The organism is Prochlorococcus sp. MIT 1327 (assembly GCF_047304785.1).
In the GTDB taxonomy this organism is placed as follows: Bacteria; Cyanobacteriota; Cyanobacteriia; order PCC-6307; family Cyanobiaceae; genus Prochlorococcus; species Prochlorococcus marinus_D.
Window position 1 is genome coordinate 2,277,331 of sequence record NZ_CP138972.1, and the last position, 25,998, is coordinate 2,303,328.

Here is a 25,998-nt window from a genome sequence, read left to right on the forward strand (position 1 = left end):
CTTGTGATGACTACAACCTGGCCATGGCCATGGACATGCCCCCAGAGGGCGAAGAAAAGCTTCAGGTTTTCCAACAAGTTGGCACCCTTGCCATTGACCTTGGGAACACCACCACGGTTGTGGCCTTCCAAGCTGAACGTGCTGCCAGCCCTCAACTCCTCGATCTCCCACCAATCAGCCGTCGCCCTGGAGAAGTCCCCAGTTTGATCTGGGCCGGCCAAAGCAATGACCCCAACCCTCTAGTGGGGCAGCAAGTGGACGAAGCAGGCCTGGTGGGGCAGGGTCACCCAAGCTTGAGCAGAGACTTCAAGCGCTGGATCGGTGCACCTCATCCAACCAAAAGCGATGGCTCTTGCCTCTCGCCAGAACAGGCCGGAGAAATCTTGCTGCAGCAGATCTGGCGCCGACTCCCTCCCCATATCGAGGTGCGACGTCTTGTGCTCACTGCGCCAGTGGAGAGCTATCGCGCCTACAGAACCTGGCTGAATCAGGTCTGCACAACACTGCCGGTCGAAGAGATCGCTCTGGTTGATGAACCCACCGCCGCTGCCATGGGTGCCGGCCTACCCCCAGGCTCCAAGCTGTTGGTGATGGACATAGGTGGCAGCACCATTGATCTCTCCCTCGTGGCCCTCGAGGGTGGTGAAGGACGGGCGGCTCCAATCGCCCAATTACTTCGATTTGCTGGCCAAGATCTCCAGGACAGCAGCAAACAAGCCCTGCGCTGCGCACGCGTGCTTGGAAAGGCTGGACTGAAGCTGGGTGGACGGGACCTCGATCATTGGATTGCCAATCATCTTTATCCCGACGTTCCGCTCTCAGAAACACTCCTCAATGCTGCAGAGAGGCTCAAATGCCGCCTTAGCCAGGTGGATCTTCGCGCCGAGGCCACCCAGCTGGAGATTGCCGCCGATTCAGAAGGCAATGAAGTCCTGCCTCTACGTCTCTGCCGCAGGGAGCTGGAAGAGCTGCTCATCGCCAGAGGCTTTCTTAACAGCCTGGCCAGCCTGCTCAATGAAACCCTGGCAAGGGGGCGTGGCAATGGTTGCGAACTCAAAGACCTACAGGGGGTCGTAGCCGTCGGCGGCGGTGCACAAATCCCCCTCGTTCGCAGTTGGTTGCAGCAGCAAACGCAACCAGCCCCACTCCTCACGCCTCCCCCCATAGAGGCCGTTGCTGTTGGAGCCCTGCAACTCACACCGGGGGTCAAAGTTCAGGATGTACTGCACCGCGGAGTCTCTCTGCGCTGCTGGGATCAGCGCGGTGGACAACATCATTGGCATCCGCTGTTCCTCGCCGGTCAACCCTGGCCAACAACCGCCCCCCTTGAGCTTGTGCTGGCCGCCAGCCGGATCGATCAACTGGAGCTGGAGGTGGTGCTTGCTGAACCAGACATCAACGAGAGCCATGAGGTCATCTACATCGATGGAATGCCAACCCTGCAATCAAAACCAGCAGAGCGCAAACTGCATCCCTGGCCAGGAACCTGCCCTACAGCTTCGCTTGCACTACAACCACCCGGTCAGCCGGGGCAAGACTGCCTGAGGTTGCAATTCTCCATCGACGACGATGCCCAGCTGCAGATGGAGGGGCTAGATCTACGCAGTGGTGAGCGGCTAGACAAGCAAAAGCTTGGCACCGTGCAGTAACTGATTGATCCACACCAACCTCAACACAATCCAAAGGCAAGACGACCATGGGCTGAACTGACCTCTGTCATCAAGACGAACAGCGCCGATGCATGAAGACAAAGTTCACCAGCTCAGCGTGTAGTCCTCATCAAGGCAACTGGCGCAAGTAAACCCCCTCTTCTCCATCCACATCAGAGAGGCGCAATTCGATGCTTTCCGTGCGACGAGTCGGCACTTTGCGACCACAGAAATCTGGTTGAATCGGCACTTCCCGGTGCCCGCGATCCACCATCACCAACAACATCACCCGCTGAGGCCTGCCCCAGGCCTGAAGAGCTTCAAGGGCAGCGCGCACTGTGCGGCCGGTAAAAATCACATCATCCACCAACACAACCTCTCGCCCCTCAACGCTGTTGGGGAGATCGGTGGGTTGCACCATCCGAGTACCGACTCGACCCAGATCATCACGATGAAAGGTGGGGTCCAAACTTCCCTGATCAATGCTATGGCCAGCAATGGGTTCCAACTCTTTGGCCAAGACACGAGACAGATGCACCCCTCGCGTAGGAATTCCCAGGAACAAAAGCTCCCGACTATCAGAAACAGACTCAAGTACTTGAGAAGCAAGGCGCGAAAGGGTGCGACCGAGCTCCTGCTCAGAGAGGATCTCAACCCGTTCATCACTACCTTTGTCGATCATGGTCGTGACGATTAAGACGTGAGTTTATGCCGATCTTCTCCTGCCTCCAACAACAATCAATGCGTAAAAGCTGACGGAAGTCAGCACAAATGCAGACCAAGACCAAAGGAGGAAGTAACTTCAATCCGGAGAAGTCCTTAATAAGCAATAGCCGAGTGTGAACATGTCCACCAGCAGTTCCGGAAATTCAAGGCATTTCGGCCGGGTTGCACCTGTAGTGCTGGCGATCCTTGATGGCTGGGGACATCGTGAGGAACTTGAGCACAACTCCATCCGTAGTGCTGAGACTCCAATCATGGATGCCCTATGGCATGCCTACCCCCACACCCTGATCGAAGCCAGTGGTGCCGCTGTCGGGCTGCCAGACAACCAGATGGGCAACTCTGAGGTCGGTCATCTCACCATCGGTGCTGGCCGGGTGATCCGTCAGGAACTCGTTCGCATTAGTGAAACCGTACAAGCCGGAAGGCTGGGGCAAACTCCTGCCCTGATTGCCTTAGCCGAACGGTTGCGCAAGTCTGACGGCACACTTCACCTGTTGGGACTCTGCTCCGATGGCGGTGTCCATAGCCACATAAACCATCTCTGCGGTCTTTTGCACTGGGCTGCCGCCGCTGGGCTCAACAAAGTGGCATTGCATCTCATCACCGATGGACGAGACACCCCGACTCAAAGCGCGAGCAACTACCTACACCAAATCGAAGACGCCATCAACGCCAGTGGAGTCGGTGAGTTGGCCAGCCTCTGCGGCCGCTATTGGGCCATGGACCGTGACCACCGCTGGGAGCGCACGATCAGGGCCTATGAGGTACTCACCGACCCAAATCAATCGATCAGCAGAGTCACTGCCGGAGACGTTCTCAGCGCAAGTTATGCCAACGGCACCACCGACGAATTCCTAGAACCCACACGTCTTAGCAATAACTACTTCAAAGACGGGGATGGCCTCGTGATGTTCAACTTCCGTCCTGACCGCGCCAGGCAATTGGTGCAAGCCCTCACTCTTCCAGACTTCGATGGTTTCCCTCGAGCCAATCAGCCCAGCCTCGATGTCGTTACCTTCACCCAGTACGAACACGATCTCCCTGTAGCAGTTGCCTTCCCAGCCGAATCACTCGACGATCTGCTCGGTCAGGTGGTCTCTGAACACGGCCTACGCCAATACCGCACCGCCGAAACAGAGAAGTATCCCCACGTCACATATTTCATGAATGGTGGAATCGAACAGCCACTAGCAGGCGAGGAGCGTCATCTTGTGCCATCCCCCCGCGTGGCCACCTACGACCTGGCTCCAGCGATGGCTGCGGACACGCTGACCGAGAGTTGTGTGAACGCGATTGAGAGTGGCGTGTATTCACTGGTCATCATCAACTACGCCAATCCAGATATGGTCGGGCACACCGGTGTGATGGGAGCCGCTCAAGAAGCCATCAGCACCGTGGACCGCTGCATCGGCCGATTGCTGGATTCGACCGGACGAATGGGCGGCACTCTGTTGATCACGGCAGACCATGGCAATGCCGAACTGATGCAAGGTTCAGATGGTCAGGCTTGGACGGCTCACACCACGAACCCCGTGCCTGTGATCTTGGTAGAAGGAGAGAAACGCAAGCTGTCTGGCTACGGCAATGACATCCAGCTGCGTGCAGGCGGTGGCCTGGCTGACATCGCACCCACGCTGCTGCAACTGCTGGATTTACCTAAGCCCGATGCCATGTCAGGCTTCACGTTGATTCAAGCCATTGAGTCACCAACACCCTCTGCAAGACTCCCTCAACCCGTTTGAGGCGAACGATCGCGAGCTGAGGTCAGAGCATGATCAACACATCCCTAGACTGAGGCCATGATTACCTCTGTTCTCTCCTGGGTCTGGGTCGCTTCTGGCGTTCTCTTGATGCTGTTGGTCCTGTTGCATAGCCCCAAGGGTGGTGGCATGGGAGGGATATCCGCTAGCGGCAGCTCCAGTTTCACAAGCACCAGCAGTGCCGAGGCAACCTTGGACAGGATCACCTGGACATGCCTAGCCATATTCTTGACTCTTGCAGTGATCCTTAGCGCTGGCTGGCTCACTTGAGCTGAGCTTTGATTCCTCCGTAGGCAAGCAGGATCATTGCTAAAAGGATTGAACAAAAATGTGATGAACCTTTCCAATCGATATCGAATTCATCACCATTTTTTACATACCAAGCTGCAACTCAACGCCTTCTGCATAACTCAGAAGCAAGGCCACTATGGGAATACACCTCAAAGCAAAAAGAAAGTTGAGCATTGCAGCAGGAAGGGAAGCATGCCTCTCCACACTCACTGCGAGTTAACAGAGCCATAGCTTATTCAAAAGATTGCCTGCCTTAAGTTATTATTTAAAACAGGCAATTGCCATCGATCAGCAACATGCGCAGGCCTAAAGCAGCCGCAGGAAAGCAAAGATCATCTTGAGCACAATAGGAATATCATCACTGAGCCCAAAAAGCAATTTTAGTGATGCTTAAGTAAGCACAAATGGCTCAAATAACACATCAAGCTATGTTGCATATGATAAGCGGCAAAGACAATAAAGAGAGAATCTCTGATGCATAGTCGAAGAATTACAATCTGCTTCTGCGGCTTGCAATGAATACAACAACAAAACGAAGGGATGAGAAGTCAAGCGGCAAAGTGTCTTGCGCCCAAAAACAAGTCAAAGCTCCTTTGCTAAAATCAAGAGGCTAAACACTATGCTCCAAATGGGATTCAAGCTATAATCAAAGTGTAGGCGATGGCGACTTGCTCTACTGATTTCTTATCGACAAGACATTTATCGGAAACCCAAAATGGCAAAGGCACCAGAGGAGAAGACGTCAAAGGCGCCAGAAGAAAAGATCACAACCGATACAATCATCTTACTTCTTATCAGGATTACTTTTATTGTTTTTGACTCATTTAAAAGGCTTGTCTCTCTGCTTAATGCTGGGGTAACCAAAGACACACAAACGAATGGAAATCAAATAGTTCCCGCCAAGGAGTCAAATGATAAGCTAAAAGGATTACTCAAGAAAGAATTGGTCGACCTGGTCATTGCCTATGAGAAAGAAACAGGTATTGACCATCAAAGCGTCAAATAATTAGCCAGTCTGCAGCTCAGCGAGAGGCTGCCAGCCCATTCAGTTGCATTCTTGCCAACAAATCAGTGCTCCATAAAAAATCATTTGCCCTGAAAATCAAATGCCTCCCAAAGGAAAAGAACTTGCAACAATCATAAAAAAGGCTTCTCCTTTATATGATTACTGGAAATCACAACAAAATGAAGAAGACGAAAAGGCGAGATTGTCAAAGGCAAGCTCAAGTAGTCCGGCATCATATCTATTCAAAGAAGAGCCATACAAATGGGAGAATCTCTATCAAAGTATTACCAGGGAGATTACAAGAGGCGACCGAGACTCAATCAGAGGCCTAAGGATCATCCTCGATACGATCAACAGTTCAGAGAAAGAAAAGATGCTAAAAGCATTTAGCGACAACAAAATTATTACCGAAGAGATACTGTTACTGGTCAAACAGGAAGACGCAAGCAAAACATCAACAAAGAAGAATTTATTTAGATTTGCGCGCATACTATTTGCGATCTTCACTAATCCATATGGCATCGAGATGAAGCGCACAAAAGTGCACATTTACGAACGCACTGGTGCCGCTGTCTATGCATTAAGAAAAGCGATGTCATAAAAATTCCCAAAGTAAGTTCAGCTTCAAATTGATCTTGCAATGCAAGCATCAAGACAGCAATGATCATGACTCTTGATCAGCACAACTCTCTAAGAGTTACTACCAGCGATCGTCCTTGATATCGGCCAAAAAAAAGCACCCAGAAGGGTGCTTTTGATCTGTTCTTGATGACATGTGACTTGTGGGACTCCGAAGAGTCCCGGCTTTGATCAGTAGTCGAAGTCACCACCCATGCCGCCACCACCTGCAGGAGCTGCCTCCTTCTTCTCTGGCAAATCAGCAACGATGCACTCAGTGGTCAGCACCATGCCAGCAATCGAGGCCGCATTCTGCAAACCAGAACGGGTGACTTTGGCAGGGTCAACAATGCCTGCAGCAAGCATGTCGATGTAATCCCCAGTAGCAGCGTTATAGCCGTCACTGATAGGCCTGCTCTTGACGTTCTCGGCCACGACAGCACCATTCGCGCCTGCATTCTCAGCAATGCGCATCAAGGGAGCAGCCAGGGAAGCCTCCACAATGTTGGAACCGATAAGCTCCTCACCGCTGAGGTTGCTATTAGCCCACTTCTGCAGATCAGAAGCGAGGTGAGTCAGTGTGGTGCCGCCACCTGGGACGATGCCTTCCTCAACTGCTGCCTTGGTGGCGTTGATGGCGTCTTCAAGACGGAGCTTCTTGTCCTTCATCTCGGTTTCGGTGGCAGCACCAACCTTCACAACAGCAACGCCACCGGCCAGCTTGGCAAGTCGTTCCTGCAGCTTCTCCTTGTCGTAGGTCGAGTCAGTCTCGTCCATCTGCTTTTTGATCTGCTCGCAACGCCCTTTCACCGCCGTCTCATTGCCTTCGGCAACGATCGTTGTGGTGTCCTTATTGATGGTCACACGGCGCGCTGTACCAAGCATTTCCAGCTTGGCATTGTCCAATTTAAGACCGGCGTCTTCGGTGATCAACTGACCATTGGTCAGCACTGCCATGTCTTCGAGCATGGCCTTACGGCGATCACCAAACCCAGGCGCCTTCACGGCAGCCACATTCAGCACACCACGAAGACGATTGACCACCAAGGTTGCGAGAGCTTCCTTCTCAATGTCCTCAGCAATGATCAGCAGGGGCTTGCCAGTGCGGGCAATCTGTTCGAGCACAGGCACCAGATCCTGTACCAAGCCAATCTTCTTGTCAGTGAGGAGAATGTAGGGCTCATCCAGCACAGCCTCCATCCGCTCAGTGTCAGTGGCGAAGTAAGGGGAGATGTAGCCCTTATCGAAACGCATCCCCTCGGTGACCTCCAGTTCAGTGGTCATCGACTTGCCCTCTTCAAGAGAGATCACACCTTCCTTGCCAACTTTGTCCATGGCGTCAGCAATCATCTGACCCACTTCCTCGTCGTTGCCGGCAGCAATGGTTCCACACTGAGCGATGGCGTTGCTGTCACTGATCGGCTTGGCGAGCTCCTCAATCTTGCTCACGAGGAAGTCGGAAGCCTTGTCGATCCCCTTTTTCAAGGAGATTGCATTGGCACCAGCCGCCACATTGCGCAAGCCGGCCTTCACCATGGCATGGGCCAAAACAGTGGCTGTGGTCGTGCCATCACCTGCAGCGTCATTGGTCTTCGAAGCTGCCTGACGGATCAGAGCAACACCAGTGTTCTCAATGTGATCTTCAAGCTCAATCTCTTTAGCGATGGTGACGCCATCGTTGATGATTTGGGGTGCACCAAACTTTTTCTCAAGCACCACATTGCGGCCTTTGGGGCCCAATGTGACGGCCACGGATTCGGCCAGGATGTCAATGCCGCGCTCAAGGGCACGTCGAGCTTGCTCGTTGTAAATAATGCGCTTAGCCATGGGAGGCGTTGTCCTTTAAAAATGATGGATTTGGTCAGTTGAAAGCCGGTGTCAGCTGAAAGTCAGAGTCAGCCGCAAAGCTCAGTTGACGACAGCAAGGATGTCCTTCTCGGACAACAGCACGTACTCGTCTGTGCTGAGCTTGATGTCTGTACCTGCGTACTTGCTGTAAAGAACCTTGTCACCAACTCCCACTTCGGGAGCCTGGCGGGAACCATCGTCATTGCGCTTTCCAGGGCCAACTTGAACCACCTCGCCCACCTGGGGCTTTTCCTTGGCGGTATCAGGCAAAAGGATGCCGCCCGCAGTTTTCTCCTCTGATTCAGAGACTTTCACAAAAACGCGATCTCCGAGAGGCTTAACGGTGGAGACGCTGAGAGAAACAGCTGCCATGGGTGTATTGAAAGAGCAAGAACAGGGCGCCGAAGCACCACATAACGACCTGGAGTAGCACTCGTGGCCATTGAGTGCCAACCCTATGTGTGTTGATGCTGTGCCGACTAGTCGATCCCTGTGCGGGTCACCGAACCCTGAGAAGATCTCGCCATGCAGTGGTAATGTTGCGCCGCTCTGAAAGGGAATGCGTTAGACACGCAACCCCTTGCAAAACTCTATTTTCTTATGGCCGCTGCAGCTACCGCCACCGCCGGCACCAAGGGCGTCATTCGTCAGGTGATTGGCCCGGTTCTGGATGTGGAATTCCCTGCCGGCAAGCTGCCCAAGATCCTCAATGCCCTTCGCATTGAGGGCAAGAACCCATCCGGTCAGGATGTTGCCATCACTGCCGAAGTGCAGCAACTCCTCGGCGACCATCGAGTGCGTGCGGTCTCCATGAGCAGCACGGATGGTCTGGTTCGTGGCATGGAAGCCCTCGACACCGGCGCTGCAATTTCCGTGCCCGTTGGTGAAGCCACTCTGGGCAGGATCTTCAACGTGCTCGGCGAACCAGTTGATGAGCAGGGTCCTGTTACAACCGATGCAACTGCCCCGATTCACAGACCATCACCAAAACTCACTGAGCTAGAGACCAAACCAACAGTTTTTGAAACTGGCATCAAGGTGATTGATCTCCTGGCTCCTTACCGTCAAGGCGGCAAGGTTGGCCTCTTCGGTGGTGCCGGTGTTGGCAAGACCGTGCTGATTCAGGAACTGATCAATAACATCGCCAAAGAACACGGTGGTGTGTCTGTCTTTGGTGGTGTGGGCGAGCGCACTCGTGAAGGCAACGACCTCTACGAGGAATTCAAAGAATCCGGAGTGATCAACTCCGACGACCTATCGAAGTCGAAGGTAGCTCTTTGCTTCGGGCAGATGAATGAGCCCCCTGGCGCCCGGATGCGCGTTGGTCTTTCAGCTCTCACCATGGCTGAGCACTTCCGCGACGTGAACAAGCAAGACGTGCTGCTGTTCATCGACAACATCTTCCGTTTTGTGCAAGCCGGATCAGAAGTTTCTGCTTTGTTGGGTCGCATGCCTTCCGCCGTGGGTTACCAGCCCACCCTTGGCACCGACGTTGGTGCACTTCAAGAGCGCATCACATCTACCCTAGAGGGATCGATTACCTCGATTCAGGCCGTCTACGTTCCCGCTGATGACCTCACCGACCCCGCACCAGCCACAACATTTGCCCACTTAGACGCCACAACTGTGCTGGCTCGTGCATTGGCCGCCAAGGGCATTTACCCAGCTGTGGATCCTTTGGATTCCACCAGCACCATGCTTCAGCCATCAGTTGTTGGTGATGAGCATTACCGCACAGCACGAAGCGTGCAGGCCACACTGCAGCGCTACAAGGAACTGCAAGACATCATTGCCATCCTTGGTCTCGACGAACTCTCAGAAGATGATCGCCGCACAGTAGATCGTGCCCGCAAGATTGAGAAGTTCCTTTCCCAGCCCTTCTTTGTCGCCGAGATTTTTACCGGCATGTCCGGCAAGTACGTCAAGCTGGAAGAAACCATCGCCGGCTTCAATATGATCATGTCCGGTGAACTAGACCATCTCCCTGAGCAAGCCTTCTACCTGGTTGGCAACATCGACGAGGTCAAAGCTAAGGCCGAGAAGATGGCTTCAGAAGCAAAGGGTTGAAGCCCAGCGGGGAGTGAGACATCTCCCCGCTAATCACTTTCATCCCCATTCAGTTTCTCCACGTCAAACCCAAGCCTCCGAACCATGTCTCTCACCCTCCGCGTTCTGGCACCTGACCAGAGTGTGTTCGACGGCACTGCTGAAGAGGTGATTCTTCCTAGCACCACAGGCCTGATTGGCATCCTGCCAGGCCACATATCGCTTGTCACGGCCCTGGATATCGGTGTGATGAGGGTTCGAACCAATGGGGCCTGGAACTCCATTGCCCTGATGGGTGGATTCGCCGAAGTTGAAGCAGACGATGTCACAGTGTTGGTGAATGGTGCCGAACTCGGCAAGAGCATTGATGCAACAACGGCTGAAGCAGAGCTGGAACAAGCCAAGGCCAAAGTGAGCCAAATGGAAGGCCAGGAACCCTCAACCGAAAAAATAAAGGCACAACAGAACTTCAATCGCGCCCGAGCACGAGTTCAAGCCACTAAATAAGCAAATCCATAGGCAGCTGCTGAGGACATTGAGTTGACGCTGCAGCTCTTACTCGACAGCGCAGACCCAAGCAAATGGGAAGCATGGCTTCCCACAGGTCTTTTTACTGGCATCACAACCAACCCAACACTGCTGAGACGAGCCCAACAACCCTGCCAACTTGATCATCTCAAGAGCTTGGCTGCTGCCGCCGAACGACTGGGTTGTTTAGAGCTGCATCTTCAAGCATGGGGAAAGCATGCCATCGAGCTAGCAGAATGCGGCGCTGCCTTGGCCCAATTGACGACTCCAGCTCTCACTGTTCACGTCAAACTGCCGATTACCCAAGCAGGAAGCCAAGCAGCCAGCACCCTGATCGCAGCAGAAATCCCCATCACATTCACGGCCTGTTTTGAAGCCCCCCAGGTCTTGATCGCTGCAGCCTTGGGTGCTCAACACATCGCCCCCTACCTCGGACGGATTAACGATCAAGGCCGTGATGGCTACACCGAATTGATAGCAATGCAACGAGCCCTAGAAGGAGTTAGCAGTAGCTGCAAACTCCTGGTGGCTAGTTTGCGCAGTCGTCGTGATCTCAGCCATTTGGCGGCAGCAGGAATCGACACCTTCACGATCAGTGCTGAGCTGGCTGAGGAGCTGTTTGAGGTTAAGGCCACCTTGGATGCTGCTGCTGCGTTTGAGCAAGACGCATGCTCTGAAGCGGAGGCTGCACGCTCGCCCATGCAGCCTCCGCTTCAGTTTCCCCATTAAAAAACTCCGCCTTAGAGGCGGAGCCGGTCTGCAGAATTCATTCGTTCGGCTGGCTTGATTAAGCCGTGCCGCAAAAGGTGACATCTGGGAACTTGAGCTTGGCTTCTTCGAGATTCTTACCCTTGCCCTCTTCCTGCCAGTAGTTGATCACTTCCGTGGCCTTATTGAGCACCTCAACGCGCTCGTTATCGGTGATCCAGCTCTTTCCTTCTAGCTCACCTTTCAGTGTTTCCCATGCATCTTCGCGAGGCCAGAAAAAGTAAGCCGTAAGAGGGCTGGGGCCACCGCCAACGATTTGATCAACAGCCAAAGCAACGTTGTCTGGCAGCCACAGAATCTTCAGCAAGAAACGACCTTCATCGGCCTTTGGGGTATATCCAGAAGGCACACCATCAGCATCGATCGTTGCAGTCGCTAGAGCAGCACTGCCACCACGCATCACAGGACGGCCTTCCTTGGGCTCCTCCTTGGGTTGCGCATGATCCTCAACGACGTCCGTCGTGGCCTGTGGATGTGCCTCAGCCACCGCAGCGGCCGTGCTCGCGACCTCTTGATCAGCGGCAGCGCCTTCGGAAACCGTCATGCTCTCTGCGCTCAAGGAATCTGAACAAACAACTAACCTAACAGTCGCTCAACACTCTCTATCCACTGAACCTGCAAGGCCTGCTGCTGTTTGACATCGACGGCGTGATCCGCGATGTAGCAGCCAGCTACCGCCGTGCCATCCAGGAAACAGTGCACCATTACAGCGGCTGGCGTCCCAGCGTCACTGAGATCGACGCACTCAAAACAGAAGGCATCTGGAATAACGACTGGGACGCCAGCTTGGAGCTCCTCAGACGTGATCAGAAAAGCCGTAACCAAGCCCTAGAGCTACCGAGCCGCGAGCAGCTCATAGAGGTGTTTAGTCGTTTTTATTTTGGCGGTGATCCCAATGGCGGCCCCAGCAATTGGCAGGGCTTTATCCGCAATGAGCCACTACTGGTCAATCAAAGGTTCTTTGAGGAGCTGAGTTCGCTCGGCTTCGCCTGGGGGTTTGTTAGCGGTGCTGAGCCTCCTTCTGCCCGATTTGTATTGGAACAACGCTTGGGGCTCAAGCATCCAGCCTTGATCGCCATGGGCGAAGCACCTGACAAACCAGATCCCACTGGCCTGCTTCAATTAGCCAGCCAACTTGCTGGTAGGAGATTGGGTCAAGGCGTTCCAACAGTCGCCTACCTAGGCGACACGGTGGCCGATGTGCGCACAGTGATCCATGCACGTCAGCAACAACCCGAGCAGCAATGGATGAGCCTGGCAGTCGCGCCACCCCATTTGCATGGGATCAACCAACAAGAAGCACGCAGCGCCTATGAAGAGCGCCTAAAGCAGGCCGGCGCCGATCACATTCTGAGCTGCACAACCGATGCGATCAAGATGCTCAAAAACTGGTGAAGATATCGTCTGGCTAGGTTCGGCCATCTGCTTAATCTCGCGGAGAGCTGCTACGGAATTTGGTTGGAAGCATGGCTAATGCTTGAGCGCTGATGCCGTCAGCCCATGGCTCGAGCAAAACGCTTACTGCCGCATGGCTGCAGTTTTCACATCACGCTGCGCTGCAATAGCCGGCAGTTCTTAAGTGACTCCCGTATCACTTATCGCTGCATTGCTTCAGCACTTTTCTCCGCCAACGAAGTGAGCACCTCATTCCCCTGCTCACTCACCAGCACATCATCTTCAATACGAATGCCGATCCCCTTCCAACAATCAGCAATCGCAGGTTGCCCGTCTGGCACTGGCAAACGGTCACTGATATACAAACCCGGTTCCACTGTTAACACCATGCCAGGCTCAAGATCCACCGGATGCTCACCAAGGCGATAGGCGCCTACATCATGAACATCAAGGCCAAGCCAATGGCCAGTGCGATGCATATAAAGGTGTCGGTAGGCCCCTTGCTCAATCAGTCCATCAACACTGCCAAGCAATAAACCCAACTCCACAAGCCCTTCAACGAGCACCCGCACCGCAAGATCATGCACGCGATCAGCAGTGCCACCCGGTCTTACCTCAGCGATCGCTGCCTGCTGCGCTGCTAAAATCAGCTCATACAGAGCGCGTTGCTCAGCGCTAAAGCGTCCGTTAACAGGGAATGTACGAGTGATGTCTCCGTTGTAGTAATCAACGAGCGAACAGCCTGCATCGATCAACACCAGCTCACCATCAACAAGCGGAGCATTGTTAGCGGTGTAATGCAACACGCAGGCGTTATCGCCGCCGGCCACGATCGATCCATAGGCAGGGCCGCGCGCGCCTTGCTCAAGAAAATGCTGCTCGATTACAGCCTGCAGCTGTCGCTCATTCATGCCCGGACGCGCCGTATTCCTAGCAAGCTGATGAGCTTGCGCAGAAATCCGAGCCGTCTCACGCATGCGCTCGATTTCCTCTGCTCCCTTGCGCAACCTCAACTGATGGATGAAAGGGCAAGGGGCCACAAGACCAAGCGCTGATACGCCGCTGCGTGGGGCCTGATCGAGTTGCTTGGCCCAAGCCTCAAGAACCAGCGGCTCCACCTTTGGGTGCTTTCCCACCCTGAAACCAATCGCTTCAGCGCCTTTGAGGTAATCGCCCAACAGCTGAGATAATTCAGCTATTGGATGAGATCGATCAGCACCAAACTGCGCCACTGCTCCCTCGACACCCCAACGGAAGCCATTCCATACCTCGGTCGTTGGCTCTTTGGGTTGCACAAACAGCACAAAACGCTCACCTTCGGGCCGATAGGGCAAAAGCAAAGCCACCGCATCAGGCTCATCCAGACCCGTGAGATACCAAAAGTCACTGTTTTGACGAAACGGATACTCGCAATCGGCGTGATGCGTCACGAACGAAGCCGCTGGAATCACCGCTGCCACACCCCCCAATTGCGCCATCAAGCAAGCGCGACGCTGATGGAAGATACACAGATCGATCACGGCAAGAGACACAACAGCATTTGGACGTCAGGATGGCAGCAGAACACCATGCAGGGGGAACCCTCCATGCCATCGTCCGCCATTAGCGGATCACCACTAATCCTGATACCTAAGACGGTCACACTGCTTGGCCATGATCAGGAGTGGCAAAAGCATTTACGACTTGTCGTGATCAACCACGACATCCTTACTCCCCCCCGCCAGGCATGAGCAACGACCTGCTGGTCTTAACGCTATTGGTCGTTGTCGTTATCACCGGTTCTGCCTTGTGCTCAGGTGTGGAGGCAGCACTGCTAACAGTGAATCCTGTGCAAGTGCATGAGCTGGCCGCACGGCCCCAACCAATCGCTGGCGCCAGACGCTTAGCCCAACTCCGTCAACGGCTGGGACGCACTCTGTCTGTACTGGTGATCGCCAACAACGGCTTCAACATTTTCGGCAGCCTGATGCTTGGCGCCTTTGCGGCTTATGTCTTTGAGAAGCACAACATCAGTGATGTGGCCTTGCCGTTGTTTTCGGTAGGTCTCACATTGCTCGTGATCGTGCTGGGCGAGATTCTGCCGAAATCCCTCGGCAGCCGCCTGGCCCTATCGGTTTCCCTCTCCAGTGCCCCAGTGCTGCACCTGCTGGGCCTGCTGATGCGCCCTGTAGTGGTGTTGCTCGAGCGGTTATTGCCAGCAATTACCGCCGAGAACGAACTGAGCACAAATGAGAATGAGATCAGGCTGCTGGCAAGGCTGGGGTCGCAAAAAGGGCAGATCGAAGCCGATGAAGCTGCCATGATCGCCAAGGTATTCCAACTCAACGACCTCACAGCCCGCGACCTGATGATCCCCCGGGTAGCAGCTCCCACCCTCGATGCTGCTGCCAACCTTGAAACACTTCGCCCTGAACTGCTCACCCACAACGCCGAATGGTGGGTCGTGCTTGGCAAAGAAGTCGATAAAGTTCTTGGCGTAGCCAGCCGCGAAAGGCTGCTCACCGCCCTTCTGCAGGGTCAGGGTCACCTCACCCCTGCAGACCTCAGTGAAACGGTGGAATTTGTACCTGAAATGATTCGCGCCGATCGACTACTCACTGGCTTCCGTCGTGACAACAGCGGCGTGAGAGTGGTGGTTGATGAGTTCGGCGGTTTCGTGGGCGTGATCGGTGCCGAAGCTGTCTTGGCCGTACTGGCCGGCTGGTGGAGGAAGTCAAGCTGATGACGCAAGCACCCCCCTCCACACCCGAGCGCTGTCACCTTCTACTCAGCCAGTGGGTCAAACAACTATCGCTGAGTAACCGTGAATACAACCAATTCGCTGGGGAGCTAATCGCACTCAATCGCCAACTCAAGCGATTGGAGCAGCGTCGCTTGCGCATCGCAGTGTTTGGTCGAGTAGGAGTCGGCAAATCAAGCCTGCTCAATGCACTGCTGGGTCAAAACGTCTTTGCCACCGATGTAGCCCATGGCTGCACCCGTCACCAACAAGCGGTGGATTGGTGCCAACCGATTAATAATCTTGATTCTGTAGAGCTGGTCGACACTCCAGGCATCGATGAGATCGCTGCTGCCGGCAGGGCACGGCTAGCAGCGAGGGTAGCTCTGCAGGCCGATCTGGTGCTGCTGGTTCTTGACAGCGACCTCACCAGCGTCGAAGCAGCTGCCCTCAAGACCCTGCTCAAAAGTGGCAGGCCGATCGTGCTTGTGCTCAACCGTTGCGATTGCTGGTCGCCTGAGCAGCGCAATGCACTTTTGGCAAGTATTCGCAGCCGCCTGCCCGCTGCAGCTCTCCAACTACAACTCCATGCTGTGGCCGCCGCGCCACGTGAGCCCCAGCTTCGTGCTGATGGCCTTGTGCGTAGCAAGATCTGCCCCCCTCAAGTGGAGCCGCTGCGCAAAGCCCTGATTCAGCTGCTGATGGAGCAGGGTGAGTTGCTGTTGGCTCTCAATGCCTTACGCCAGGCCGATCGTTTTTACCAGGTCCTCAAGCGAGGACGGTTGCAGCGAAGCAAGACTGCAGCCCAAGGCTTAATCGGCCGTTTTGCCGCCATCAAAGCTTCCGGTGTGGCGGCCAATCCTCTAATGCTGCTGGATCTAGCCGGAGGTATGGCTTGTGATACTGCTCTGGTCGTCAAGCTTTGCCAGCTCTATGGCCTGCAGATCGGCGGCCCTGCAGCCCGGCAACTACTCGGCCGACTCTCAAGCCACAATGCCCTTCTAGGAGGTGCTCAGTTGGGCATTCAACTGGCGCTCAGCGCCGTGCGTCAGTTGCTGCTGCTGGCAGTCCCCTTTACCGGCGGTTTAAGCCTGGCGCCAGCAGCCCCAGTTGCCCTCGCTCAAGCAGCCCTCGCCGTGCACACAACACGACGCACCGGCCGCCTCGCAGCACGAGAACTACTGCTTGGCAGCCAACGACGCGAGGCCCAACCCGCTGCACTGCTAAGGCGCCTGGCTGCCAACGACCCTCAAGTCCGGCGCTGGCTGATCGATTGGCCAGAGCTGGCGGCCAACGAAGCGTGCCAACTTCAGACCCTGCTTCCATGAGCAAGCATCAGGGCACCATCGCCCTGTTTGGCACCAGCGCCGACCCCCCAACCTGCGGCCACCAAGCACTGTTGGAAGGCTTGGTGGCGATGTTCCCAAAGGTCGCCACCTGGGCTAGCGACAACCCGATGAAACGCCACTGCGCCCCATTGGAGAAGCGAAAAGCTCTGTTGGCTACTTTGGTGAAGGCGATCGCTAATCCGCAGCTAGAGCTGATGCAAGAACTCAGCAGTCCATGGGCGATCACGACTCTGAAACTTGCAAACACTCGCTGGCCTAGCAGCGAATTGGTGTTTGTGGTTGGCAGTGATCTGGCCGGCCAAATCCCCCACTGGAAAGATGCTCGAGCTGTCTTGCAACTCGCCCGCCTCGCCATTGCTCCTCGTCAAGGTTGGCCACTACAGCTACAGCAACTCGAAGCTCTCGAATGCTTGGGTGGTCGCATCGAGCTGCTACCAATGCAAATCCCCGCCACCTCAAGTTCTGAGGTGCGCAGTCAACCCAAGCCGGCCCAGATCCCTGCAGCATTGTGGCCATTGGTTCTGGAACACAACCTCTACGGCCTCGCCACCAGTCCCTGATGCGCCTTGCTCTAGCCCAGCTCAATCCACTTGTAGGCGATCTGGCTGGCAACGGCGAAAAGATTCTGACTGCCTGCCGTGAGGCTGCTGATCTCGGCGCAGATCTGGTACTCACGCCTGAGCTTTCCCTGTGGGGATATCCACCCCGAGATCTGTTACTTAGCCACAACCATCTCGTTCAACAGAGCGATGTGCTCAACCAGATGGCGAGCATCCTGGCCCGCGAAGCCCCTGAGCTGGCAGTGCTCGTGGGCCTAGCTGAGCAAGCCCATGACCCTCAACTGCCCCAGCTCTTCAATGCTCTAGCCCTGATCAAAAGCTCCCAATGGCAGGTGGTAGCTCGCAAGCAACTGCTACCCACCTATGACGTCTTCGATGAAAAACGCTATTTCCGCCCGGCAGGAACTCCGGCTGTGTTGGAGTTTGAACGCGATGGGCGTCGCTGGCGTCTTGGGCTCACAATCTGCGAAGACCTCTGGGTGGAAGAAGCACTGCAGGGCAAGCGCATTGCCGGCCCTGACCCCATCGCAGCGCTCCTGCCACAAAACATCGACCTACTACTTAATCTCTCAGCTTCGCCATTCAGCCAATCCAAAGAACTTCTGCGCCAGCGCTTGGCCGCTAGGGCTGCGCAGAGACTGAGCGCTCCGGTGATCTATGTGAATCAAGTGGGCGGCAACGACGAGCTGGTCTTTGATGGCGCCAGTTTCGTCGTCGATGAGCATGCTGAGCTTGCCCTGCAATTGCCCAGTTGTCGCGAAGCACTAGCCATCTGGGATGCAACCTCTACAGCCACCCATCTCGACATCCCTACGATCGAACCACTGGAGAAACTATTCCGGGCATTGGTTCTAGGTGTGCGTGACTACGCTGGCAAATGTGGCTTTAAGCGTGCACTACTTGGCCTCAGCGGTGGTATCGATTCGGCTCTCGTGGCCGTGATCGCCGCAGCGGCCATAGGCGCCGATCAGGTGACATCCCTACTGATGCCCTCACCCTGGAGTTCAGCCGGTTCAATTGATGATGCCCTAGCTCTAGCCAAACGACTAGGGATGGCTACCCACACTGTGTCGATTGCGACCTTGATGAAGAATTTCGAGGCTGCCCTCATCCCTCCTCTCGGCAAGCCACCCGAAGGCGTTACTGCAGAGAACCTCCAATCCCGCATCCGCGGCACCTTACTGATGGCATTGGCCAACCAACAAGACCAGCTGCTGCTATCCACTGGCAACAAATCCGAACTAGCAGTGGGCTACTGCACCCTCTATGGCGATATGAACGGAGGCCTAGCCGTGATTGGAGATGTCTACAAAACCAACGTCTTTAGGCTCTGTGATTGGCTTGACAGCCCTGCTGCCGAAACATGCCGCAAAGAGGTAGGACTACCAACTAAAGGCGAACTGATCGGTACGACAATCCGCCAAAAGCCTCCCAGCGCCGAATTGCGACCGAACCAACGCGATAGCGATTCACTACCCGACTACGCCCTCCTCGACCCTCTGCTTAAAGTTCTGATTGAAGAACGCCTCAGTACGGAGCAACTTGTCAGCAGAGGACATGACCCTGCCCTCATCGAGCGGGTGCAGCAATTACTGCGACGGGCCGAATTCAAACGGCGACAGGGCCCACCCTTGTTGAAGGTGAGTTCACAGGCCTTTGGCAGTGGCTGGCGGCTACCGATCGCCGCCGAATAATCACCACAAAACCTGGTCAGCCTGTCCTGATGTCGCCAACCTAAAAGAAGTCATTGGCGTCCATGGACTCCTCTCTTCTTTCGGCCCCAATAGCCAGCATCGGGGTACCGACCGAAATTAAAGCCGATGAGCTGAGAGTGGCTCTTACTCCTGACGGGGTGAAAGAACTGGTCACCAAGGGGCTAGAAGTAAGGGTTCAGGCTGGTGCCGGGGCTGGAGCGGGCATTGGTGATGAGGCCTTCGCTGATGCCGGTGCCAAGCTTGTCAACCGCGAGGAGGCCTGGGCAGCCCATCTCGTCGTGAAAGTTAAAGAGCCTCAGGAAGAGGAATTCGGTCTACTCAGGCAAGACATGGTGCTCTTCACTTACCTACACCTAGCCGCCTACCCGAAGGTGGGTGAAGCGCTGCTCAATGCTGGCACCACCGGCGTGGGTTACGAAACGGTGCAACTAGAAAACGGCAGCCTGCCGCTACTGGCACCAATGAGCGAAATCGCTGGCCGTCTAGCTGCACAAGTGGGCGCCCATTTGCTCGAACGACCTCATGGCGGACGCGGTGTGCTAATCGGAGGCTGCACCGGCGTGCAACCAGCCCGGGTGGTCGTGTTGGGCGCTGGCACCGTGGGCTGGAATGCAGCCAGACTGGCCGCCGCCATGGATGCCGAAGTGATGCTTCTAGACCGCTCACCTGAACGGTTGCGCAGCCTTGAGGCAAGCCGCCGCGGCAGGCTGATTAGCGTTGTCAACAGCCGCGGCCTGCTGGAGCGACTCATCCCCACTGCAGACCTTTTGATCGGTGCCGTCCTGACGCCCGGAGGCCGAGCACCCACCCTCGTCGATGAAGAGATGGTGAAACAAATGAAGCCCAATTCAGTGATCGTGGATGTAGCGATCGATCAGGGAGGTTGTGTGGCCACCAGCCAAGAAACCACCCACACCCATCCCACCGTGACCATCCACGGCGTCCAGCACTACGCCGTCGGCAACATGCCAGGTGCGGTGCCTTTTACCTCCACTGAAGCTCTGGTGAGCGTGACCCTGCCCTACATCCTTGGCATTGCCGGGCGGGGCCTTGAGGAGGCCGTCACCGAACGTCCCGAACTTCTTTCCGGGCTCAACACAATTCAAGGCTCCGTTTGTCATCCGGGTGTGGCCAAGGCCCTAGGGCTACCACCAAGGCACCCGATGGCATGCTTACGCTAAACAGCCTTCACCACAAAACCAGCTCTCCAAAACGCTGCTTCGCAACGCTTTTAATCAGCATCACGACAGTGGTGTATCAGAGCTGAATGAGATCTCACTCAACCGATCCAAAGGCCTCTGCAGGGAGTCCTTCGCAATCCCCTCCCTGAGAGCCAATAGCAATCCTGCCGCTTCCGCATAACTACGAGCTCTCTGCACTCCAGAGGTGATTCCCAGCGCTTCTGGCGTCACCTTCAGCACGCTCGGGTTGGTCACGGTGATCAAAGGGAGACCCCGCTCCAAGCAAGCCAACACCGCTTCACCGCCAAGAGCACCCTCCGGGGCCACCACGGCACCAAGCTGCTCAGCTCGCAACAGCTCTGCTCCTGCAGGCAATGCCTCTTCAATTGTGAGTGGCACAAGATCCGGTGCGCGGCTTAACCCCACCAACACACAGGCCAAAAATGTATAGCCCAACTCCTCACCAGCAGCACGTGGATCCAAAAGTGGATCGCATGGCAGTGGAGACAAAGCCGGCGCATGAGCGCAAGGCAAACCGAGTTCACGCACCAGCAAATGGCTAATCACCGCCTCGGCACCGGCAAGCGCATCAACACCACTGCCCTGGCGATAGGCCCTCAGAGCCTCGCTTTGAGGATCCTCCGGGAAACGGGCAACCACAGCGATTGCGCTGGCACCGGCATCGCGAAGCTGCTCGCCAGCCCGCAGCAGCGCATCGGGCTGGCCTAATTCACCCCAGCTCGCCCCACTACTCCCCTCACGTAAGCGCACCTCCAAGGGAACCTCTGTGGTGACCACTGGCCCGAGATTCAAGCCAAGACTGGCGCGACAACCCTCAGCGACCTGCCATTGCCTCTGCCGCAACTCCGGTTCGATGCCAGCATCCAACAACAGACCAATCCGTTGCTGACGCACAGGTCGCAAGCCAAGCTCACCAGCAGCAAAACGATCCAAGCTGTAGCCCTCGACGTATTGAATGCGCGGGTCGCTCCAATAAAGCGCCGCTCCATTGATCACATTCGGATGGGTGATCAAGCAACCGCTAGCTGCTGCTAACAGCCGAGCACTAGGCAAAGCATCACCGGCATAGCCACCAATCTCACAGCCAATCCCTGTAGGCACCACCAGCAAGGTAGGCAATGGAGGCGGGATCGATACGCTTGCAGAGAGAAGGAAAGAAGGGATCAAAACGTCATCCCCTTACGTCTCAGAACCAACCAAAACCGCCTCAATCTTCAACTTGCGAGACTGGTCACTAGTGGATTCCACTGCTGTGATCGCCCATCGCAAGGGCTCGCCATGAGCAGCGAGCTGTTCTCGTAACCAGGGCCGCAACTGATGCAAAGGCAACTGCGCAGACCACACCAGCTCAAGCTGCATCACACACAAATTCAAGCTCACTTCAGATGCTCACCAAAATGGGCTTCATTGAAGACATCCTGCCACCACAAAACTGGCAAAAAACGCTGTGCTCCGAACCATCAATCTCAATGGTGTAAGCAAAGCTACGCCAAAAGCTGTGGCAGTGATCCAGATCAAAATGCATCATGCTGATCAAGCCTTTCAGTAGAAAGGCTCAACACTCAGGCCACCATTGAAGTCACTCTCTAAAAACACCGCCAAGATCACCGCTCACCCGTTCTGCATCGCAAAACTCAAACCATCAAAAAGCCGGTCTCAAAAGACCGGCTCACTGAAGTCAAATCAAGCGCAAGGCTAGGAGCAAGACCCACCTACAACTTCCAGAATCTCCTGAGTAATTGCTGCCTGACGTGCTTTGTTGTAGTCAAGCGTGAGGGTCTTAGCTAAGGCCTTGGCATTGTCGCTGGCATTGTTCATCGCCGTCATCCGACTGGCCAACTCAGAAGCCGCCGATTCCTGAAGGGCGCGCAGCATCTGATTTTGCAGATAGAGAGGCAACAAAGCATTGAGCAGTTGCTCAGGACTCTGTTCAAAAATGATGTCCGAAGGCAGCGGAGGCTGCTCATTAGCAGGTCCAACACCTTTCTCAACTGTGAGACGACTATCCTTCGTCGTCAACCGGAAGATCTCATCATCGGCTTCGGCAATGCCCTGGGGATCAAGCGGCAAGAGGGTTTGCACCACAGGATTGCAGCTCACAAGGTTAATGAACTTGGTGTAAATCACCTCGATTCGATCTGTGCTTTGAGAAAGGAATTCGGCTAAAACCTCAGTGGTGATCGACTCTGCGTCGTCAGAGGTTGGAACTTGCTCGAGGCCTGTGAAGGTAGCTCGAATCGTGTACTGGCTTGATCGATTGCTGAAATAGGTGATTGCCTTGCGACCAATTAAGACAAGGTCAACCTTGTATCCCTGGCCATTCAACTCGGCATAGCGCTGCTCAGTGCGCTTGATGATGTTGGAGTTGTAGCCTCCGCAAAGGCCACGATCACCTGTAACGGCAAGCAGGGTAATGGTTTTGAGATCGCTGGTCTTCATGAGAGGCGCATCTGCCATCTCAAAACTCATTCGCGATTGAATGTTCTCCAACACGCGAGCCAACCGGTCGGCGAAAGGGCGACTTCGCAACACCTGTTCCTGTGCTCGACGCACTTTCGCAGCGGCTACGAGACGCATCGCCTCAGTAATCTTTCTGGTGTTCTTAACGGAAACGATCCGGTCGCGGATGTCCTTGAGGTTCGCCATGGATAGGGTTCTCCGGGTTTACCTTCAGGGTCAGGCCGAAGCCAGCATCGACGACTTCACCTCGTTGATGGCGGCCTTGAGAATGGTCTCAGCATCCTCGTTGAGCACTTTCTCAGTCTGAACTTTGGTGATGTACTCGGGCTTGTTGGTCTTGAGGTAATCACGCAATTCACGTGAGAACTGAGTGACCTGATCCTCTGGCACCTCATCAATCAAGCCTTTCACTCCTGCATAAACGATCGCAACCTGCTCAGCCAAATTCAGCGGTGCAAACTGAGGCTGCTTAAGCAGCTCGCGCAGTCGCTTACCCCGCCCCAACTGCTTCTGAGTTGCTTCATCTAAATCAGAGGCGAACTGAGAGAAAGCAGCCAATTCATCAAACTGAGCCAACTCAAGCTTCAACGTGCCGGCAATCTTTTTGATCGCTTTGGTTTGCGCAGCACCACCAACCCGGCTCACTGAAATGCCAACGTTGATGGCAGGACGCAATCCTGAGTTGAAAAGATCTGAACTCAAGAAAATCTGACCATCCGTGATCGAAATCACATTGGTAGGGATATAAGCCGACACGTCTCCTGCTTGGGTTTCAATGATCGGCAGTGCCGTCATCGAACCACTACCCATCGCATCAGAAAGCTTTGCTGCCCTCTCAAGAAGGCGGCTGTGGAGATAGAAGACATCTCCTGGATAGGCTTCACGACCGGGAGGACGACGCAGCAGAAGTGACATCTGACGATAGGCCTGGGCCTGCTTGGTTAGATCGTCGTAGATGACCAAAGTCGCCTTGCCCTTGTACATGAACGACTCAGCAATAGCTGCGCCCGTGTAAGGAGCCAGGTACTGCAAAGCAGCAGGGTCAGAAGCGCTAGCTGCCACAATCACGGTGTAATCGAGAGCGCCCTTCTCGCGAAGCACCTCAACCACGTTGGCCACAGAGGCAGCCTTCTGGCCGACAGCTACATAAACACAGACAACATCCTCTCCCTTCTGGTTGATGATCGTGTCGATGGCGATCGCAGTCTTACCTGTCTGACGGTCACCAATGATCAACTCACGCTGACCCCTACCGATAGGAATCATCGAATCGATTGATGTAATTCCTGTCTGCAGCGGCTCATGCACCGACTTACGTTTAATGATGCCTGGAGCTATCGACTCAATCAAGCGACTCTCAGTGCTGGGGATGTCGCCTTTGCCATCCATCGGTTGACCCAAAGGAGTCACCACTCTGCCCAGCATCTCATCGCTGACGGGCACTGAGGCAATCTTGCCAGTGGCTTTGACGGTACTGCCTTCCTGAATACCAACACCCTCACCCATCAACACCGCACCAACGTTGTCGTCCTCCAAATTGAGGGCGATCCCTTCAGTGCCATCCTCAAATTCCACCAGTTCGCCAGCCATGACCTGCTCAAGGCCATAGACACGAGCGATACCGTCACCAATCTGCAGAACAGTGCCGACGTTGCTGACGGAAACCGACTTGTCATAGTCGGAGATCTGCTGCTTGAGAATCGCGCTGATCTCGTCGGGGCGGATGGAAACCATGGGAGGCGTTGGTGTTGAGGAAGAGGGTGAGAAAGAGAAAAAGGTAGGGAGCTAGCTCACCTTGGCCAGTGCCAGGCCAAGACGTCGAACCTGTCCAGCAACGCTGGCGTCGATCACCTTGGAGCCGACGTTGACAACGAAACCACCGATTAAATCTGGATCAATTTTGAGGTTGATCTCCAACTTGTCGGTATTGGCCACAGCCTGCACTTTCTTTTGCAGCGCAGCCTGTTGCTGCTCACTGAGTTCAGCAGCAGAGGTCACTGTGGCGAGAGCGATGTTGCGTTGCTCGCGATAGAGCTCAATCAAGCGCTCAAGCACCGCATCCAAAACGCCGATTCGCTGACGATCAGCGAGCAGCTTCAGCAGGTTGAGGAAAGAAGGTGTGACCTGATTAGCAAACAGCTTTTGCAAGGCAGCCTTCTTGGCCTCCACTTCCAAAACGGGTGAGGCCATTGCCCCACTTAGCTCAGGGCAGTCGTTCCACAAGGCCAGAACTGCCTTTGCCTGATCAACCACCTGATCGACTTCCTTGCGGCTTTCAGCCACTTGAAGAAAGGCCTCGGCATAGGGGGTGGTGATGGTGTTAAGCAGTGGCATCAGGCTTCCCCAAGGTTTTTGATGGACTGACTCACCAACTTGGATTGAGCCTCGGCATTGAGTTTCCCAGGTAAAGCAGATAGTGCATTCTCGATCGCCATACGGGCAGCTTCTCGACGCAATTGAGCGCTAGCACGACTGGCTTCAGCATTGAGATCTGCTGTAGCACCCTGCTTAACACGTGCCATCTCCTCAACCGTGCGTTTTTCACTGTCAAGACGAATGGCTTCCGCACGAAGCTTGCAATCCTCACGGATCTGTTCGGCTTTCTGATGGGCAGCTGCCAAATCCTTTTTGGCAGCTGCCAAAGCCTCGGTGGCCTTAAGCAGACGATCTTCAGCATCCTGAAGATCAGCCATAATCGCGACACGGCGGCGCTCAAGGATCCCCCCTATAAAAGGAGGAAGGAATTTATAGAGACCGAAAATAACAATCGCCAGATTGACAATGTTGGCGTCAAACAAGTCGAGGTTCAGGCCGAAACCACCCTCACTGGCAAAGAACAAAGGACTAATCATTTGGCTGCCAGCAGGCGGTTAACGATGAGATCACCAAGCTTTTCTGCATCACCCTTAAGTTGACTCAGGGCCGAATCCTTCTGAGCATCAATCTCACGACGAGCCTTCTCCCGAGCTGCATTCGCATCAGCATTTGCAATAGCGAGGGCTTCTCGGTAGAGCTGTTCAGAATCCTTTTCAGCTTCTTGAATTAACTGCTGGGCAGCGATACGGGCTGCCTTGAGCTGTTCCTTAAGCTCTAACTCCAGCTTCTCCGCCTCCGCAAGCTTTTGCTTTGCCTCAGCGCGACTGGTTGTGACATAGACCTCTCGTTCCTCAACGACCCGACCAACGGGTCTGAAGAAGAGAGCATTGAGGATGAAGGTGAGGAGCACCACCTGCAACGCCATGAGCGGCAGAGTGGCATCGAAGTCAAATAGACCTCCAGCACCGAACAGAAGCAAGCTGGTCATGAGGCGAGAGTGACAGCAGTTGAAGCAGGACTCAGAACGGAGTGAAGGCTGGAG

27 protein-coding genes and 1 pseudogene are annotated in these 25,998 nt (G+C 54.9%); 16 read left to right on the top strand and 12 right to left on the bottom strand.

The features are described from left to right. Positions 1-23 precede the first annotated feature (23 nt). Positions 24-1,649, top strand: coding sequence for an Hsp70 family protein (locus SIB80_RS11490; protein WP_011825185.1), 1,626 nt, complete (start codon positions 24-26; stop codon positions 1,647-1,649). Positions 1,650-1,779: 130 nt separating this feature from the next. Here the strand turns inward: SIB80_RS11490 and pyrR are convergent, their stop codons facing one another. Continuing rightward, on the bottom strand, positions 1,780-2,331 hold the full coding sequence (gene pyrR / locus SIB80_RS11495) for a bifunctional pyr operon transcriptional regulator/uracil phosphoribosyltransferase PyrR (protein WP_011825184.1): 552 nt from the start codon (positions 2,329-2,331) through the stop codon (positions 1,780-1,782). Between the two features lie 163 nt (positions 2,332-2,494). Here pyrR and gpmI point away from each other — a divergent pair, with 163 nt between their 5' ends. The 4 genes from gpmI to SIB80_RS11515 all read left to right on the top strand — a co-directional run bounded on the left by gpmI (position 2,495) and on the right by SIB80_RS11515 (position 6,033). Next, positions 2,495-4,117, top strand: coding sequence for a 2,3-bisphosphoglycerate-independent phosphoglycerate mutase (gene gpmI / locus SIB80_RS11500; protein ID WP_063419536.1), 1,623 nt, complete (start codon positions 2,495-2,497; stop codon positions 4,115-4,117). Between the two features lie 57 nt (positions 4,118-4,174). Then, positions 4,175-4,405, top strand: a complete 231-nt coding sequence (secG, locus tag SIB80_RS11505; RefSeq protein WP_011825182.1) for a preprotein translocase subunit SecG — start codon at positions 4,175-4,177, stop codon at positions 4,403-4,405. Positions 4,406-5,141: 736 nt separating this feature from the next. Continuing rightward, the gene (locus SIB80_RS11510; protein WP_063419537.1) at positions 5,142-5,432 is read left to right on the top strand and encodes a hypothetical protein; all 291 of its coding nucleotides are present in this window, start codon (positions 5,142-5,144) and stop codon (positions 5,430-5,432) included. 100 nt (positions 5,433-5,532) lie between these two features. Further along, positions 5,533-6,033, top strand: a complete 501-nt coding sequence (locus SIB80_RS11515; protein ID WP_063419538.1) for a hypothetical protein — start codon at positions 5,533-5,535, stop codon at positions 6,031-6,033. A gap of 209 nt (positions 6,034-6,242) precedes the next feature. Here the strand turns inward: SIB80_RS11515 and groL are convergent, their stop codons facing one another. Continuing rightward, positions 6,243-7,877 carry a chaperonin GroEL gene (gene groL / locus SIB80_RS11520; RefSeq protein WP_011130817.1) on the bottom strand — a complete coding sequence of 545 codons (1,635 nt, stop codon included), beginning with the start codon at positions 7,875-7,877 and terminating at the stop codon, positions 6,243-6,245. Between the two features lie 81 nt (positions 7,878-7,958). Continuing rightward, positions 7,959-8,270 carry a co-chaperone GroES gene (gene groES / locus SIB80_RS11525; protein ID WP_011130818.1) on the bottom strand — a complete coding sequence of 104 codons (312 nt, stop codon included), beginning with the start codon at positions 8,268-8,270 and terminating at the stop codon, positions 7,959-7,961. Positions 8,271-8,498: 228 nt separating this feature from the next. Here groES and atpD point away from each other — a divergent pair, with 228 nt between their 5' ends. The 3 genes from atpD to SIB80_RS11540 all read left to right on the top strand — a co-directional run bounded on the left by atpD (position 8,499) and on the right by SIB80_RS11540 (position 11,201). Next, on the top strand, positions 8,499-9,965 hold the full coding sequence (gene atpD, locus SIB80_RS11530) for a F0F1 ATP synthase subunit beta (protein WP_011130819.1): 1,467 nt from the start codon (positions 8,499-8,501) through the stop codon (positions 9,963-9,965). A gap of 84 nt (positions 9,966-10,049) precedes the next feature. After that, a complete protein-coding gene (gene atpC, locus SIB80_RS11535) occupies positions 10,050-10,451 on the top strand; it encodes an ATP synthase F1 subunit epsilon (RefSeq protein WP_063399472.1) in 402 nt (133 codons plus the stop codon). Between the two features lie 33 nt (positions 10,452-10,484). Continuing rightward, the gene (locus SIB80_RS11540) at positions 10,485-11,201 is read left to right on the top strand and encodes a transaldolase family protein (RefSeq protein ID WP_063419539.1); all 717 of its coding nucleotides are present in this window, start codon (positions 10,485-10,487) and stop codon (positions 11,199-11,201) included. 58 nt (positions 11,202-11,259) lie between these two features. Here the strand turns inward: SIB80_RS11540 and SIB80_RS11545 are convergent, their stop codons facing one another. Further along, a complete protein-coding gene (locus SIB80_RS11545; RefSeq protein WP_063419540.1) occupies positions 11,260-11,784 on the bottom strand; it encodes a 30S ribosomal protein PSRP-3 in 525 nt (174 codons plus the stop codon). Positions 11,785-11,849: 65 nt separating this feature from the next. On the opposite strand from SIB80_RS11545, the gene SIB80_RS11550 reads away from it, so the two are divergent. Together SIB80_RS11550 and SIB80_RS11555 are read left to right on the top strand one after the other, a co-directional pair. Beyond that, positions 11,850-12,635, top strand: a complete 786-nt coding sequence (locus SIB80_RS11550) for a TIGR01548 family HAD-type hydrolase (protein ID WP_074160136.1) — start codon at positions 11,850-11,852, stop codon at positions 12,633-12,635. A gap of 105 nt (positions 12,636-12,740) precedes the next feature. Continuing rightward, positions 12,741-12,818, top strand: a pseudogene (locus SIB80_RS11555) (transposase); the annotation flags it as partial. A gap of 17 nt (positions 12,819-12,835) precedes the next feature. Here SIB80_RS11555 and SIB80_RS11560 read toward each other — a convergent pair. After that, the gene (locus tag SIB80_RS11560; protein ID WP_063419542.1) at positions 12,836-14,113 is read right to left on the bottom strand and encodes an aminopeptidase P N-terminal domain-containing protein; all 1,278 of its coding nucleotides are present in this window, start codon (positions 14,111-14,113) and stop codon (positions 12,836-12,838) included. Here SIB80_RS11560 and SIB80_RS11565 point away from each other — a divergent pair. The 6 genes from SIB80_RS11565 to ald all read left to right on the top strand — a co-directional run bounded on the left by SIB80_RS11565 (position 14,057) and on the right by ald (position 20,159). Further along, positions 14,057-14,365 carry a hypothetical protein gene (locus SIB80_RS11565; RefSeq protein WP_063419543.1) on the top strand — a complete coding sequence of 103 codons (309 nt, stop codon included), beginning with the start codon at positions 14,057-14,059 and terminating at the stop codon, positions 14,363-14,365. The genes SIB80_RS11560 and SIB80_RS11565 overlap by 57 nt on opposite strands. Beyond that, positions 14,362-15,357, top strand: a complete 996-nt coding sequence (locus tag SIB80_RS11570; RefSeq protein WP_011130826.1) for a CNNM domain-containing protein — start codon at positions 14,362-14,364, stop codon at positions 15,355-15,357. Before SIB80_RS11565 ends, SIB80_RS11570 begins: the two co-directional genes overlap by 4 nt. Then, positions 15,357-16,682, top strand: a complete 1,326-nt coding sequence (locus SIB80_RS11575) for a GTP-binding protein (protein ID WP_063419544.1) — start codon at positions 15,357-15,359, stop codon at positions 16,680-16,682. The genes SIB80_RS11570 and SIB80_RS11575 overlap by 1 nt, the downstream gene beginning before the upstream one ends. Then, positions 16,679-17,263, top strand: coding sequence for a nicotinate-nucleotide adenylyltransferase (locus SIB80_RS11580; RefSeq protein ID WP_063419545.1), 585 nt, complete (start codon positions 16,679-16,681; stop codon positions 17,261-17,263). The genes SIB80_RS11575 and SIB80_RS11580 overlap by 4 nt, the downstream gene beginning before the upstream one ends. Continuing rightward, positions 17,263-18,957 (top strand): NAD+ synthase, encoded by a 1,695-nt coding sequence (locus SIB80_RS11585; protein ID WP_063419546.1) that lies wholly within the window; start codon positions 17,263-17,265, stop codon positions 18,955-18,957. The genes SIB80_RS11580 and SIB80_RS11585 overlap by 1 nt, the downstream gene beginning before the upstream one ends. A gap of 62 nt (positions 18,958-19,019) precedes the next feature. Then, positions 19,020-20,159 carry an alanine dehydrogenase gene (gene ald / locus SIB80_RS11590; RefSeq protein WP_063419547.1) on the top strand — a complete coding sequence of 380 codons (1,140 nt, stop codon included), beginning with the start codon at positions 19,020-19,022 and terminating at the stop codon, positions 20,157-20,159. A 60-nt stretch (positions 20,160-20,219) separates the two neighbouring features. Here the strand turns inward: ald and SIB80_RS11595 are convergent, their stop codons facing one another. The 7 genes from SIB80_RS11595 to SIB80_RS11625 form a co-directional block, all read right to left on the bottom strand. Continuing rightward, complete coding sequence (locus SIB80_RS11595; protein ID WP_063419548.1) at positions 20,220-21,347, bottom strand: DUF3326 domain-containing protein; 1,128 nt, start codon at positions 21,345-21,347, stop codon at positions 20,220-20,222. A 12-nt stretch (positions 21,348-21,359) separates the two neighbouring features. Then, positions 21,360-21,560 (bottom strand): hypothetical protein, encoded by a 201-nt coding sequence (locus SIB80_RS11600; protein WP_236066008.1) that lies wholly within the window; start codon positions 21,558-21,560, stop codon positions 21,360-21,362. A 315-nt stretch (positions 21,561-21,875) separates the two neighbouring features. Next, the gene (locus tag SIB80_RS11605) at positions 21,876-22,826 is read right to left on the bottom strand and encodes a F0F1 ATP synthase subunit gamma (RefSeq protein WP_063415891.1); all 951 of its coding nucleotides are present in this window, start codon (positions 22,824-22,826) and stop codon (positions 21,876-21,878) included. A gap of 30 nt (positions 22,827-22,856) precedes the next feature. Next, the gene (gene atpA, locus SIB80_RS11610; RefSeq protein WP_011130835.1) at positions 22,857-24,374 is read right to left on the bottom strand and encodes a F0F1 ATP synthase subunit alpha; all 1,518 of its coding nucleotides are present in this window, start codon (positions 24,372-24,374) and stop codon (positions 22,857-22,859) included. A gap of 51 nt (positions 24,375-24,425) precedes the next feature. After that, entirely contained in the window at positions 24,426-24,974 is a 549-nt protein-coding gene (gene atpH / locus SIB80_RS11615; RefSeq protein ID WP_011130836.1) for an ATP synthase F1 subunit delta, read from the bottom strand. Further along, positions 24,974-25,492, bottom strand: coding sequence for a F0F1 ATP synthase subunit B (locus SIB80_RS11620; protein WP_063399484.1), 519 nt, complete (start codon positions 25,490-25,492; stop codon positions 24,974-24,976). Before SIB80_RS11620 ends, atpH begins: the two co-directional genes overlap by 1 nt. Beyond that, on the bottom strand, positions 25,489-25,944 hold the full coding sequence (locus SIB80_RS11625; RefSeq protein ID WP_063419549.1) for a F0F1 ATP synthase subunit B': 456 nt from the start codon (positions 25,942-25,944) through the stop codon (positions 25,489-25,491). Before SIB80_RS11625 ends, SIB80_RS11620 begins: the two co-directional genes overlap by 4 nt. Between the last annotated feature and the right edge of the window lie 54 nt (positions 25,945-25,998).

What these genes read in the sequence shown, in the direction of transcription:
- SIB80_RS11510 (WP_063419537.1), top strand. Translation starts at nt 5,142, where the DNA reads ATGGCAAAGGCACCAGAGGAGAAGACGTCAAAGGCGCCAGAAGAAAAG.
- atpA (WP_011130835.1), bottom strand. Translation starts at nt 24,374, where the DNA reads ATGGTTTCCATCCGCCCCGACGAGATCAGCGCGATTCTCAAGCAGCAG.
- SIB80_RS11625 (WP_063419549.1), bottom strand. Translation starts at nt 25,944, where the DNA reads ATGACCAGCTTGCTTCTGTTCGGTGCTGGAGGTCTATTTGACTTCGAT.
- SIB80_RS11580 (WP_063419545.1), top strand. Translation starts at nt 16,679, where the DNA reads ATGAGCAAGCATCAGGGCACCATCGCCCTGTTTGGCACCAGCGCCGAC.
- atpC (WP_063399472.1), top strand. Translation starts at nt 10,050, where the DNA reads ATGTCTCTCACCCTCCGCGTTCTGGCACCTGACCAGAGTGTGTTCGAC.
- SIB80_RS11620 (WP_063399484.1), bottom strand. Translation starts at nt 25,492, where the DNA reads ATGATTAGTCCTTTGTTCTTTGCCAGTGAGGGTGGTTTCGGCCTGAAC.
- SIB80_RS11585 (WP_063419546.1), top strand. Translation starts at nt 17,263, where the DNA reads ATGCGCCTTGCTCTAGCCCAGCTCAATCCACTTGTAGGCGATCTGGCT.
- SIB80_RS11605 (WP_063415891.1), bottom strand. Translation starts at nt 22,826, where the DNA reads ATGGCGAACCTCAAGGACATCCGCGACCGGATCGTTTCCGTTAAGAAC.
- secG (WP_011825182.1), top strand. Translation starts at nt 4,175, where the DNA reads ATGATTACCTCTGTTCTCTCCTGGGTCTGGGTCGCTTCTGGCGTTCTC.
- groL (WP_011130817.1), bottom strand. Translation starts at nt 7,877, where the DNA reads ATGGCTAAGCGCATTATTTACAACGAGCAAGCTCGACGTGCCCTTGAG.
- SIB80_RS11575 (WP_063419544.1), top strand. Translation starts at nt 15,357, where the DNA reads ATGACGCAAGCACCCCCCTCCACACCCGAGCGCTGTCACCTTCTACTC.
- gpmI (WP_063419536.1), top strand. Translation starts at nt 2,495, where the DNA reads ATGTCCACCAGCAGTTCCGGAAATTCAAGGCATTTCGGCCGGGTTGCA.
- SIB80_RS11565 (WP_063419543.1), top strand. Translation starts at nt 14,057, where the DNA reads ATGCGTCACGAACGAAGCCGCTGGAATCACCGCTGCCACACCCCCCAA.
- atpD (WP_011130819.1), top strand. Translation starts at nt 8,499, where the DNA reads ATGGCCGCTGCAGCTACCGCCACCGCCGGCACCAAGGGCGTCATTCGT.
- ald (WP_063419547.1), top strand. Translation starts at nt 19,020, where the DNA reads ATGGACTCCTCTCTTCTTTCGGCCCCAATAGCCAGCATCGGGGTACCG.
- SIB80_RS11515 (WP_063419538.1), top strand. Translation starts at nt 5,533, where the DNA reads ATGCCTCCCAAAGGAAAAGAACTTGCAACAATCATAAAAAAGGCTTCT.
- SIB80_RS11490 (WP_011825185.1), top strand. Translation starts at nt 24, where the DNA reads ATGGCCATGGACATGCCCCCAGAGGGCGAAGAAAAGCTTCAGGTTTTC.
- SIB80_RS11560 (WP_063419542.1), bottom strand. Translation starts at nt 14,113, where the DNA reads ATGGCGCAATTGGGGGGTGTGGCAGCGGTGATTCCAGCGGCTTCGTTC.
- SIB80_RS11545 (WP_063419540.1), bottom strand. Translation starts at nt 11,784, where the DNA reads ATGACGGTTTCCGAAGGCGCTGCCGCTGATCAAGAGGTCGCGAGCACG.
- SIB80_RS11570 (WP_011130826.1), top strand. Translation starts at nt 14,362, where the DNA reads ATGAGCAACGACCTGCTGGTCTTAACGCTATTGGTCGTTGTCGTTATC.
- atpH (WP_011130836.1), bottom strand. Translation starts at nt 24,974, where the DNA reads ATGCCACTGCTTAACACCATCACCACCCCCTATGCCGAGGCCTTTCTT.
- groES (WP_011130818.1), bottom strand. Translation starts at nt 8,270, where the DNA reads ATGGCAGCTGTTTCTCTCAGCGTCTCCACCGTTAAGCCTCTCGGAGAT.
- pyrR (WP_011825184.1), bottom strand. Translation starts at nt 2,331, where the DNA reads ATGATCGACAAAGGTAGTGATGAACGGGTTGAGATCCTCTCTGAGCAG.